Source organism: Leptotrichia buccalis C-1013-b (assembly GCF_000023905.1).
Classification (GTDB): domain Bacteria; phylum Fusobacteriota; class Fusobacteriia; order Fusobacteriales; family Leptotrichiaceae; genus Leptotrichia; species Leptotrichia buccalis.
Genome location: NC_013192.1, coordinates 957,997 through 971,134, shown reverse-complemented (window position 1 = coordinate 971,134; position 13,138 = coordinate 957,997). Strand labels below are relative to the sequence as shown.

The following is a 13,138-nucleotide window of genomic DNA, read 5'->3' as shown; positions in this document are numbered from 1 at the left end:
ATTTATATTAAAACAATTTTTAAATTGGAACAATATCATTATAATTTATTAAAACCTCTTTTTATACGAAAATTATCAATTTGAATCAGTCAATGTTTTTTTATTTTTAATATAGTCCTTTTATTCAGACTGGAGAAACATACTTATAATTTTTAGTTTATTTTTAAAATGGACAAGTATTATTGAAAATTCACAAAAAAAGGACTGTTAAATACAGCCCTTACACATTTAAAATATATTTTTATCCGACAATTTGGCATCTTTTGTTTTAAACATTTCCAATAATTTTTCTACTGTCAGCTTTTTCTTTTCTTCACCTTTTATATCAAAAATTACTTCTCCAGCATGAAGCATAATTAGTCTGTTTCCATAAGTTATAGCATCTTGCATATTATGTGTTATCATAAGACTTGTTATATTATTTTTTTCAATAATTTCCTTTGTCTTTTCAAGAATTATTTCAGAAGTCTGCGGGTCAAGTGCTGCTGTGTGTTCATCCAGCAGTAAGATGTCTGGACGGTTCAAAGTTGCCATTATTAAAGATAAACATTGTCTTTGCCCACCAGATAGAAGTCCTACTTGTGTAAACAGCTGATTTTCAAGTCCAAGTCCGAGAGTTGCTAATTGTTTTTTATAAAATTCGATATTTTTAGTATCCAGTCCAAAAGTAAAATTAAATCGTTTTCCTTTATTTTTTGCCATTGACAGATTTTCCAGCACCGTCATTGATGGAGCTGTTCCCATTGTTGGATTTTGATAAACTTGTGAAATCCATTTTGCTCTTTTATGCTGTTCAATACTAGTAATGTCATTTCCATTTAAAACGATGTTTCCTCCGTCTGGAATAATTTGTCCATTTAAAACATTTAAAAGAGTTGATTTTCCAGCACCGTTACTTCCGATAATTGTTATGAAATCTCCATCATTTATTGTAAAATTGAGACCTTTAAATACTTGTTTTTCCGTTCCAAGTTCAGAGAAGAAAGTCTTGTACAAATTTTTTATTTCTATCATTAGTTCCCTTCCCCTTTCTTAATTAATTTTACTTTTTTCTTACCTTTTTTAGCCTTTTTAATAAGCTCGTTCCATAAAATTGCCGCAAGTATTATCGCTGTTATAATTTTGACATCAGTTGGTTTTATTTCTAGTATTTTTATAATATTGTCACTGAAATGAAGTCCTTCATATAGACTTCTTGTCCATCCGTTTGACATTAACGCCAAGTTTATAATAAAATAATACATAAGAGAACCTATTGTAACAATTGAAATTTCATTTATTATACGAGATTTTTTCAATACTCCAAGTCCTAGAATAATTGCCGCAAGTCCAATAACGATTGTCCCTACTCCAGACTGTAAATCTGCAACTTTAATATTTTGTGCGAATAACGCTCCTGATAAGGCTACAACACCATTTGCAAGCATAAGTCCAAATATTTTAAGTCTTTTCTCATTTACCCCTAAACTTACAACTAGCTGCTCATTATTTCCCAAAGCTCTTAACGCAAATCCAAATTTTGATGTCAAAACATAATCAATAATCATTTTTATAACAAAAGCTATAAGTACAGTTAACATCAATTTAACATCTTTCGTATTTGCAACATAAATAATTAACCCTATTACAAAAACAGTATAAGTAGCCAAACTTCTAATCATATACTTATTTTCCTTAATTTTATAATCATAAAGACCTTTTAAAATAAGTAAAATAACAAACATAATTATAAAAGGCACAAAATCCTTTTCATACGAAATTATTTCATAAATACTTCTCTCTGGCGAAATAAATACATTTGGCATTCCGACAATTCTGGAGTTTATACTATAAAGCCCCGTCATTACTAAAATCCCCGAAAGTAGTCCGTTAATTTTTAAATAAACGTGCAATGCCCCTGTAATATAACCAGCAATCATTCCACATATTACCGCTAAAATAAGCCCCATAATAGGACTTGTAATTCCAAAAAAGCCGTTTTTAGAAAGTGCAAATGCTGCAAATACAAATCCTCCTAATGGAAAAGTTCCATCTACTGACATATCAGGAAAATCTAGTATTTTATAAGTCAAATACACTCCCATAACCATTATCGAATATATAAACCCTGTTTTAAAAGCCTCTGGAAGACTTTGCAAAAATACTAATAATTCATTCATTTAACTTTTTTCTCTCTTTCTTTTCTATTCTCTCCAAAATTTATTTTTTATTTACTGACAAATTCAGCCCCATTAAACATAGAATTTTTTACATCCAGTCCTAATGCTTGTGCTGTTTTTTCATTTACGTACAATTTCATTTGTTTTGAAGTTTCAAAAGGAATTTGAGAAACAGGTTTTCCTTTCAGAATTTCAATTGCCATTTCTCCAGTTCTTTTTCCTAATGCGTAATAATCAAGCCCCATTGTAAATAACGCTCCCAGTTTTACAGTGGAATTTTCACTTGCAACTACAGGTTTTTTTGCATTAATCGCTTCTGAAGTAATTAAGTTTGCTCCAGATACAACAAGATTGTCTGTTGGAAGATACAACGCATCAGTTGCTCCAAGTAAATTTTTAGTAGCCTGAGCCAATTCTCCAAAGTTGCTTATTCCTTGCAGCACAACTTCTATATTTTTTTCTTTAGCAATTTTTTGAATTTCCTGAACTTGAACAGTCGAATTTTGTTCTGATGGATTATATAAAACTCCAATTTTCTTTAATCCAGGTTTTATTTTTGCTAACAAGTCAAGCTGAGCCGCAATATTTTCCACTTTGTCACTTGTTCCTGTCACATTTGGATTCAGAAGTTTCGCACTTGCAGGATCAGTTACTGCTGAAAATAACACAGGAATATCTGTAATATTATTTGCCAATGCCTGTGCTGACGGTGTTGCAATTCCAAATACTAAATCCTTTTTATCCGCCTTGTAATTTGTTGCAATTAAATTTGCATTTGTTACTTCTCCGTTTGCATTTTTTTCATCAAAATCAGCTTTTATTCCAGCCTCTTTAAATGCATCTTCAAATCCTTGCTTAGTTAAATTAAGTGACGGATGTTCCATAAACTGCGTTACACCTATTTTATAGACCTGCTTGCCATCTGATGCCTGCGAATCCTTGTTCCCACTAACAGTATTATCGCCTTTATTTCCACAGGATAATACCATTAATAAGCTCATTGCTACTAATAATATTTTTTTCATGTTATTTTTTTCCTTTCCCAATTGTTATTATATTATAATCTTATTGAACCATTTTAGCTTTGGATTTTATGTCTTCTGGCAATGAAATTCCAAGTGCTGCAAGTGTCTTTTCATTTATTACAATTTCATTTAAAGGCATTGTCTTAAATTTAATTTCACTTGGCTTTTTACCATTTTTCAAAATATCGATTGCCATTTTACCAGCTTCTTTTCCTATTTCATAATAGCTCACACCTTGTGTAATCAATGCTCCACCTTTTACATGAGCTGCTTCAGCACCAAATACTATTTTTTTAGCTGCTGTCGCTTTATCTGTAATCAAACTCACAACTGATGCTACAAGATTATCTGTAGGCAAGTAAACTGCATCTGCTTCTCTTACCAAATTATCTGCTGCTTGCGGTATTTCATTTGCTTGAACAATACTTTTTTCAACAATACTCATCCCCAATTCTTTTGCAGCTTTTTTCAAGTCTTCCACTTGAATTTTTGAATTTTGTTCTGATGAATTGTAAATTACGCCAACTTTTTTTACATTAGGACTCAATTTCTTTAATAATTCCAGCTGCTGTTTTACATCCATTCTGTCACTTACACCAGTCACATTATTTTTTAAAATACCTGCAGATTCTGGATCTGTAATTGCTGCAAATACAACAGGTACGTCATTTGTTGCCTGTGCTGCCGGTTGAGCCGCATTTGTTGCAATGGCATAAATCAGATCTTCTTTTGAACCGACAAAATTATTTGCAATTAAATTTGCATTAGCTGTTTCACCATTTGCATTTTTCTCATCAAAATCAGCTGTAACTCCTGCTTCCTTAAAAGCATCTTTAAAGCCTTCTCTTGCACTATCAAGTGCAGGATGTGACGCAATCTGTGTAATCCCAATTCTATACTTCTTGGAACCATTTCCACTTTCAGTTCCATTACCACCTTTACTACCATTAGAATTACCACAACTCAAAACCATAAATGCCAAAGCACTCACTAAAATCAATAATCTTTTCATAATCTTTTCCTCACCTTTCCTACTATCCTACTAAATTTTTCTTACTATAAAATAATAACATTTTTTTCTCTTTAAAGCAATATTATTATTTCCTTTTTAATTACTTTTTTGATTATTTTTTACTTCCTTGAATTTTATCTTACTTAATATTTAGACAAATTATTAATAATAAATGTTTTATTACATAATTACAAAAAATTAATAAAGTAAACAAAAAACTATCTTGAAAAAATGAAAAGTTATTATCTCAAGATAGCTTTGATTTATAAGAAATAAAATATTTTATTATTTAGCTTCAGCAACTTTGTCTGCTAATTTTTTTCCAACTTTGAATTTTACTACTTTTTTAGCTTCTATTTGGATTGGATCTCCAGTTGAAGGATTTCTTCCTTCTCTAGCTGCTCTTTCTTTTACTTCAAAAGTTCCCCAGCCTACAAACTGAATATTCTCACCTTTTACTAAAAATTCTTCTGCTGTTTCTAAAAAAGCATTTACTAATTCTTCAGCTCTTTTTTTAGTTTCTCCAGTTGCTTTAGCATAAGCATCTACAAATTCTTTTTTTGACATTATATTTCCTCCAAACTCTTTTATTTAGATTGTTTACTATATGTTACCACATTTTTAATATTTGTCAAGATTTTTTCAAATAATTTAAATTTTTATTTGTTTTCTATGTTTGAAATTAATTTTATAATTTCATTTACTGCAAAAGGTATTAATGCAAACATTAAAACGATATCCCAATTTCCAAATGAAATTTTTGTTACTTTAAATACTTGTGCAATAGGTGCAAATGAAGTTAATCCTATTTGCAATGCAATTCCGATTATAATCGAATAAATTAAATATTTGTTCTTAAAAATTCCAATTTTAAATATCGTTTTTTGACTGTTTCTCATTGTCAATGAATAGAATAACTGCGATACTGTAAGCACAATAAATGCCATTGTTCTACCTTGCGTCAAGGCATGTTTTGCAGCTTCGTTCCCAGCTTTTGCCATTGCTTCCAGCTGTCCCAAATTTCCAATCATTCCAGTTTCACTAATTCCGATATAAAATGCAGCTAATGTCAATAGTCCGATTAATCCCCCGCCAATTACTGCCCGCATTCCTGCACCTTCAGAAAAGAAACTTTCCTTAGGATTTCTTGGAGAACGTTTCATTACATCCTTATCTCCTGGATCAATTCCAAGTGCTAATGCTGGTAAAGTATCAGTAACCAAATTTACCCATAATAATTGTGTTGCAACTAATGGTAAATCCCAATTTAACAATGTCGAAAGAAAAATACAGATTATTTCTCCCAAGTTACAAGAAAGCAGGAAAATAATAGTTTTTTTGATATTATTGTAAATATTTCTTCCTTCTTCAATTGCATGAACAATTGTAGTAAAGTTATCATCAGTCAAAATCATGTCACTCGCACCCTTGGAAACGTCAGTCCCTGTAATTCCCATTGCTACACCAATATCAGCAAATTTAAGCGACGGTGCATCATTTACTCCATCTCCTGTCATTGAAACAATGTTACCTTTTTGTTTAAAAGCTCTTACAATTTTCACTTTATGTTCAGGCGAAACTCTTGCAAAAACTTTATATTTACCGATATTTTCAGAAAATTCCTTATCTGAAATTTCATCAATTTCAGCACCAGTCAAACTCTGACTTATGTCTGTCGCAATTCCTAGTTCTTTTGCAATGGCAACTGCTGTATTTTTGTGATCCCCTGTAATCATAATTGGAGTAATTCCAGCATTTTTTGCCTCCATTATCGAATCTTTAACTTCTGTTCTTGGCGGGTCAATCATTCCAACAATTCCAACTACAACCAGCTCTTTTTCCATTTCTTCAGGAACAATTACACTGTCTACATCTTTAAATGCCACACCTAATACACGAAGTGCATCATCTGACATTTCCATTGCCACTTTTAATATTTTTTCTTTCATTTCTTGCGTCAATGCAACAATTTTTCCATTTAACAGAATTTTATTTGCTCTTACAAGAATATTGTCAATCGCACCTTTTGTATGAACTCTATATTTCCCGTTTCCTTCTTCATTCAAAGTCGACATTAATTTTCTATCTGAATCGAACGGATTTTCACTAACTCTTTTATATTTCGCATTTAAAGCATTTTTTTCAAGATTAAATCTATCTCCCAGCACAACCAGTGCCACTTCTGTCGGATCCCCAATATCCTGCCCGTTGTCAATCGAAGCATCTGAACAAAGCACGAATGAACGAATTAATTCACTTTCATCTTTATTTGCCACAAAATCTCTTCCTTCTGACGGCACATCTCTCAAATTGTCAAGGGTATAAGTTTTTACAACTGTCATTTTATTTTGCGTCAATGTTCCTGTTTTATCTGAACAAATTATATTTACTGCTCCCAATGTTTCCACCGCAGGCAATTTTCTTACAATTGCATTTTTTTTAGACATTTTATTAACACCCATTGCAAGCACAATCGCAACAATTGCAACAAGCCCTTCAGGAATCGCAGCGACTGCCAAACTTATCGAAGTCATAAACATTTCCAAAATAGGACGTTTCTGAATAATTCCAACAACAAATATCACAGCACAAATTCCCATTGCAATATAACCAAGTATTTTCCCAAGCTCATCCAGCTTTATTTGAAGTGGAGTCAACGTACTTTCATCTTCATCAAGTATTTTCGCAATTTTACCAATTTCAGTTTCCATTCCTGTGGCAACTACGACACCTTCACCACGTCCATAAGTCGCCATAGTTGACATAAATGCCATATTCTCCTTATCTCCAACAGGAATTTTTTCATCTTTTGTAATAAAATCAGCATTTTTCTCACTTGGTACTGATTCTCCCGTAAGTGCCGATTCTTCAATTTGTAAATTTGCACTTTCTATAAGCCGCACATCAGCTGGAATAAATCTACCTGCATCAATTACCAAAATATCTCCTGGAACTAAGTCTTCTGAATTAACCTCTATAACTTCTCCATTTCTACGAACTAGGCTCTTAGGAGTCGTCATTTGCTGCAATGCCTCAAGCGCCTTTTCCGCTTTTGATTCCTGAACTACACCGACTACAGCGTTTATAAGTACTACCGCCATTATAATCAAAGCATCAGTCCATCCATGATGAATATCTACAATCAAATTTATTACAGCAGCTGCAATTAACACATAAATCAGCATATCCTGAAGCTGTGCTATAAATAACTGCAATAACGTTTTTTTAGCCTTCCCTTTCAATTTATTCTGTCCATATTTTTCAAGCCTGATATTTACTTCCTCAGTTGTCAACCCAACTTTAGGATCCACATTCAACTCTTTTAAAACATCATTTTGTGATTTTGTAAACCACATAATTTTTGCACCTCTTTCTTCTTTAATGTTCTTTTTTTTTATTGTTTTATTTTTATTCAACTTTTACAATTTATACTCGACCTCTTTGAAAACTTAGATTGAAAATTGAATATTTCAAAGAATATTTCAAAATCAAATTTTAAAATTAGTTTTAAAGTGATTTTTCTGCATCTATTACATTCAATATCCAACTCCTTTATTTTTTAAATTATTTTTTATATTATACACTAAAATTCATTTTATTTCACTATAATTTTAAAATTTTTTCTCATTCTATTTTTATTCTACACTCAACATTTAATTTATTATCTTAATTTTAAAAAAATTGAGATAAATAAAATATTAACATTAAAAATAAAACAATAAGAAAAAATAATGTCGATGATAAAGTCATTTTCTTTTTTAACGATTTGGCTAATGATAAAACTAAAACTTACATTGCTATTCCTTCTGTAAAGATTTATTTCACATATGTGGAAAAGCTGGAAATAGATTTCTATTTTACAGAACCATACTGCTCGTGACAAAGAAGTTGTAACGAAAACAATAACGGTCTTCTGAGAGAATTTTACCCAAAGAAGACCAACATAGCAAAGATAGAAACAGAAGAATTGATAAGAATTTAATGCTGATAAACTCAAGACCAAGAAAATGTTTAAACCATGTAACACCATTTGAAAAATTCTTACACGAAATTAGTTTTAAAAAAATTTAGTAAAATATCGCAATTAATATTGCAATTTATGATTTTATTAAAAAACTTTCTGCTTCGTCTAAAAGAACATTTATATTATAATTTAAAGTTTTTGTGCCAAAATTTTCTGGTGTAAGATAAAGAACTGCAACATAGCAATTTTTTATTTTAGGATTTTTTCCTATTGCAAGATAAGCATAAATTTCTTCTTCTCTATTATAATATTTAGTAACATAGTATCTGCTATTTTCATAATTACGCATATATTCCAAATCTATCCCTTCTATAAATTCTTTCTTCAACAAATTATTTACAGACTTTGGATTATCTTTATCCCTACCATAATAATATGATAATGATATATATTTACCACTTTCGCTATTTTTCGCTAAATATGAAAATCCTATATCTGTATCAGCAATAATTCTATATTTTTTTCTTTTTATCCCATTAACATCTACAAAACGTGGAGCTGAAAATGACATTGCCGTTAATACTAAAAACAAACCTAATACTAATTTTTTCATACTGAATCCCTCCTATTTTTTTATTTCAATAACCTTAATATTATACAGTAATTATTATACCATATAAATTATCAAAAGTAAACAAACCAAAAAAAACAATTTATATAAATTACTTTTAAAATATCACATCTAACAAAAATAAATTTTAACAAAAGTAAAATATAATAATATTAATTATAATTTCTTAATATTTGTAGTAAATTACTTTAGAATTAATTCCAAAATTTATTAAACTTGATGAGTATTTAACCAAAAAAACAAGGAGAAAATAAAATCTCCTTGTATTTAATCTGGAATTTAATCAAATAAATATTATGAATCAAGGGGCGGCTTAGTCTATATAAAACACAATATGCTCCTTTTTTATCTAGTATTATCTTTTAAACTGAAGTGTATTCATTTTTACTATTTTTGTTCACTTTAATTTTACTAATTCAAATTTATTTTTCTCTCTATTGATATTATTTTAATATCCAAAATTTGGATTTTCTATTACCCATTTACCATTCTTTCTATTAGCTTCCAAAATTTCTTTTCTTCCTACATATTTTCCATTTTTTGTCATTTTATCCAATTCTTCGTCCATCATTTCCATTTGAATTTCACTCATTATTTTAAAATATTTTTTCATTGCCTTTTCATCTTTTTCTGAAATTGACTTTGAATACTCTTCTATTGTTTTTCCTGTTTTTTTCTTAAAGGCTGTTTCAAGTTTTTTAGAATTCTCCTGAGCTTTTTCAAGCATTTTATCAAGACTGCTCATACTTTTTATTTCATCCATATTAATAGGAAATCCCAATTTAACTTTTACATACGCCTTATTTTCAGAAATATAATTTATCTTTTCTATTTCAATTTTATAATACTTAAACATTGTATCCATCATTTTAGAAATATAGTCTTCTCCCAAAAATCCTTTTGACTCATTTGCTCCATTTTTACCTTGAATAGAAGCAGAAGCTCCGTTCATCATTTTATTCATAATTCCAAACATTTCTTCTTTTGAATATATTTTGCTCACTTCTTTTTCAATTTGAGAATTATAGCCCTGAATAACATTTTGAGATATTTTTGTAGACGGCTCTATTTCTATTTTATATTTTTCCTGTGTAAAAGTTGATAAACTTAACAATACAAATAAACTTAAAATTACTTTTTTCATATCATTCACTTCTCTCTTTTTTTATAAATTTTTGATAACTTTTATTATTTCCTCTAATTCTGTATGAGCTTTATCTAACATTGTTTTATATGCTTTTTTCTTCATTTCATCTTTTCCTAAAGGAGATTCCTTTACCGATCTATATTTTTCTGGAACATCTCCACTGTAAACTAGTTCCTTATATTTATTTTCTACGGAAAAACTTCCATTAACGCTTTTTCTTGACAATCCACTTAATTTTATTGTATATTTCATATCCATCGTTTCAGTAGAAATTTTTTCAATTTCTTGGAACATATATTGCTTTGTAACAAACATTCCATTTTTATCTCGTACCTGACCAACTTCAGTACGTCCCACTCTTTTAGGAAGTCCTTCATAAACTCTATATCGAGTATCCATATCACATGAAATAACTACATCAGCATACCCAATTGACATTTTTTTACTTCCTACTCTTGCTAGCCCACTGCTTATATAATTTTCAACTGTAGTTGGACACTCTGAAAAATAATAATGTATTTCTCCCATACTTTCATATTTTCTTGCCAATTCTTTACTATCCCGATAATTAGGCACAAATTTTGCAGCTTCTTCAAAATAGTTTGCAGCTTTTCTATAACTCGATTTAGTATTCTTACGAACTTCTGCAAGTCCTAAATTATAACTTTTTTCCGCATCAATTAAATCTGCTCTTTGCTTTGTTTCATAATATCTAGTTTTGGCTTGTCTGTAGTTTTCGTCATAACGCGAATAGGTTTTACTCGCATCTAAATACAATTTTTCAGCATTTCTATAATTTCCCGAGTTTTCAAATCTTTGTGCAATATCTATTAATTTATCAGCTTTTGATCTTGACATTTTTTCATGAACTTCTCGATAAAACGTCATTTTACCACTATTCATTAATTCTTCCATAAATTCTATATGCCCGTTATAGTATTTCTTTACCGTCTGATAAATATTTTCATAATTTTCCCAGCTCATATTATCTCGTATTTTCTGTGAAATAAGACTTTCATAATTGTCATAAATTGAATTCAAATTATGCTCCCTAGTAAAATTTGTAAATTCATGTGATGCCGAATATTTATCCACTAACATATAAATCTGACCTAAACTAGAATAACCTTCAATTTTTTCATCAGGAGTTCCATTATACGCCTTTCTTTCATAAATACTTACAATATTTGAAAATTTTGCAATAAGGTCATTTTTTACATCTGGTTTTATCTTCTGTAATTTGTGAGGATTTTTTTCAAAATATTTTAAAACAATTTTCATACTTTCCAAATATTCTTTTCTATCGTATGCTTCCTGAGCCTTTTTTAATTCACAGGAAATTACACAAAATATCAATAATAACATCAAAAATATTTTTTTCATAGTCTTTACCAACCTTTCTATACACATATATCATAATAATTATAAAACAAAAAACTTTACTTCAATTATATTATACAGATTAATTATTAAAGAAAAATGAGAAAAATTGTTTATTTATTAAAAAATTTATAATTTTTTATTTTCTAGTTAACTAATTTCACATTTTATGATATGCTTGACTTATAAAAATAATAAATTAATCCATTTAGATTAACAAAAGCTAAAAAAATGCTCCATTCCAATTGATTGGCGTATTTTTTTATGTTATAATGTTTTATAAATAAAATAATCAAAGAAGAGGTGTAATTATGAATTACAAAAGTACAAGAGGCGGAAAAGTACAAAGCTCCACTTTTGCTACATTACATGGACTTGCAAATGGCGGCGGGCTTTATATCCCTGAAAAATTACCAGAAGTTAAATTGACTTATGATGAACTAAAAGACTTGTCTTATCAAGAACTTTCAGAAAAAATTATAAAACTATTTTTTACAGAATTTTCAGACGAAGAAATAAAAAATGCTGTGAACAATGCTTATAACAATACTACTTTTACTGATGAAAATATTGTTCCTGTACATAAATTAAATGAAAAAGTAAGTTTTGGAGAACTGTTTCATGGAAGAACATTGGCATTTAAAGATTTGGCTCTTTCATTATTCCCATATTTGCTGCTTTTAAGTAAAGAAAAACAAAAAGAAGATAAAAAAATATTGATTCTGGCTGCAACTTCTGGAGATACTGGAAAGGCTGCACTTGAAGGATTTAAAAATGTTGACGGAATTAACATTGTCGTATTTTATCCTAAAAATGGAGTTAGTCCGATGCAGGAAGAACAAATGCGAAAACAGCTTGGAAACAATGTCGAAATTGTCGCAATAAACGGAAACTTTGATGATGCTCAAAGTGCCATAAAAGTCATTTTTTCCAGCGAAGAATTTAAAAAATATGCAAACGATCACAATGTAATGTTTTCAAGTGCAAACTCTATCAATATTGGAAGATTATTTCCACAAATCATATATTATGTGTCAACTTATGTAAACTTGGTAAAAGCTGGAACAATTAAGCCTAACGAGGAATTTAATGTGGTAGTTCCAACTGGAAACTTTGGAAATATTTTAGCTGGATTTATCGCTAAAAAACTTGGGATACCAATCAAAAAATTTATTTCAGCTTCAAATAAAAATAAAGTTCTGGCTGACTTCTTCCAAACTGGAATATACAACAAAAATAGAGATTTTTACGCAACAAACTCACCTTCAATGGACATTCTTCTTTCATCAAATTTTGAAAGATATTTATATTACGCACTAAATGAAAATTCTGAAAGAGTAAATGAATTGATTACAAACTTACTTTTAGGAGGAGAGTTGTCTGTAAATGAAGAAGAATTGAAAAATATTCAAAATGAATTTTACGGAGAATTTGCGAACGATGATGAAACTGTAAATGCAATTAAAAATGTATATGAAAATTATCATTATTTAATGGATCCTCACACAGCAGTTGCTTATTCTGTTTATGAAAAATTAGATAACAACAATTTAGATAAAAACATTCACACAGTAATAATGTCAACAGCACACCCATTCAAATTCCCAACTCCAATTGCAAAAGCATTGGGACTTGATGAAACAAAAGAGCCTTATGCAATTTTAGATGAAGTATCAAAAGTTACTGGTGTAAAATTCCCAGAAAAGCTGACAGAAGTCAGAAATTCAGAAATAAGATTTTCAAATGTAATTGATAAGGCTGAAATTCAGGACTTTGTGAAAAAATATATAAACGATTTAAAATAAAAATTATTAAAATTT

The 13,138-nt window shown here is 29.5% G+C and carries 10 protein-coding genes; 1 reads left to right on the top strand and 9 read right to left on the bottom strand.

What is annotated here, in order from left to right; translation table 11 throughout:
• Positions 1–228: 228 nt before the first annotated feature.
• The 9 genes from LEBU_RS04455 to LEBU_RS04415 form a co-directional block, all read right to left on the bottom strand.
• The gene (locus LEBU_RS04455; RefSeq protein WP_015769141.1) at positions 229–1,014 is read right to left on the bottom strand and encodes an ABC transporter ATP-binding protein; all 786 of its coding nucleotides are present in this window, start codon (positions 1,012–1,014) and stop codon (positions 229–231) included.
• Complete coding sequence (locus tag LEBU_RS04450; protein ID WP_015769140.1) at positions 1,014–2,159, bottom strand: ABC transporter permease; 1,146 nt, start codon at positions 2,157–2,159, stop codon at positions 1,014–1,016. The genes LEBU_RS04455 and LEBU_RS04450 overlap by 1 nt, the downstream gene beginning before the upstream one ends.
• Positions 2,160–2,206: 47 nt before the next feature.
• On the bottom strand, positions 2,207–3,184 hold the full coding sequence (locus LEBU_RS04445) for an ABC transporter substrate-binding protein (RefSeq protein ID WP_015769139.1): 978 nt from the start codon (positions 3,182–3,184) through the stop codon (positions 2,207–2,209).
• Positions 3,185–3,224: 40 nt separating this feature from the next.
• Positions 3,225–4,196, bottom strand: coding sequence for an ABC transporter substrate-binding protein (locus LEBU_RS04440; protein ID WP_015769138.1), 972 nt, complete (start codon positions 4,194–4,196; stop codon positions 3,225–3,227).
• A gap of 285 nt (positions 4,197–4,481) precedes the next feature.
• Positions 4,482–4,763, bottom strand: coding sequence for an HU family DNA-binding protein (locus LEBU_RS04435; protein ID WP_015769137.1), 282 nt, complete (start codon positions 4,761–4,763; stop codon positions 4,482–4,484).
• A gap of 92 nt (positions 4,764–4,855) precedes the next feature.
• Complete coding sequence (locus LEBU_RS04430) at positions 4,856–7,552, bottom strand: cation-translocating P-type ATPase (protein WP_015769136.1); 2,697 nt, start codon at positions 7,550–7,552, stop codon at positions 4,856–4,858.
• Positions 7,553–8,293: 741 nt separating this feature from the next.
• Positions 8,294–8,773: a hypothetical protein gene (locus tag LEBU_RS04425; protein WP_015769135.1), complete on the bottom strand. Its 480-nt coding sequence runs from the start codon at positions 8,771–8,773 to the stop codon at positions 8,294–8,296.
• 466 nt (positions 8,774–9,239) lie between these two features.
• Positions 9,240–9,935, bottom strand: a complete 696-nt coding sequence (locus LEBU_RS04420) for a hypothetical protein (RefSeq protein ID WP_015769134.1) — start codon at positions 9,933–9,935, stop codon at positions 9,240–9,242.
• Between the two features lie 21 nt (positions 9,936–9,956).
• Positions 9,957–11,321, bottom strand: a complete 1,365-nt coding sequence (locus LEBU_RS04415) for a hypothetical protein (protein WP_015769133.1) — start codon at positions 11,319–11,321, stop codon at positions 9,957–9,959.
• Positions 11,322–11,629: 308 nt separating this feature from the next.
• On the opposite strand from LEBU_RS04415, the gene thrC reads away from it, so the two are divergent.
• On the top strand, positions 11,630–13,123 hold the full coding sequence (gene thrC / locus LEBU_RS04410; protein ID WP_015769132.1) for a threonine synthase: 1,494 nt from the start codon (positions 11,630–11,632) through the stop codon (positions 13,121–13,123).
• Positions 13,124–13,138: the final 15 nt, after the last annotated feature.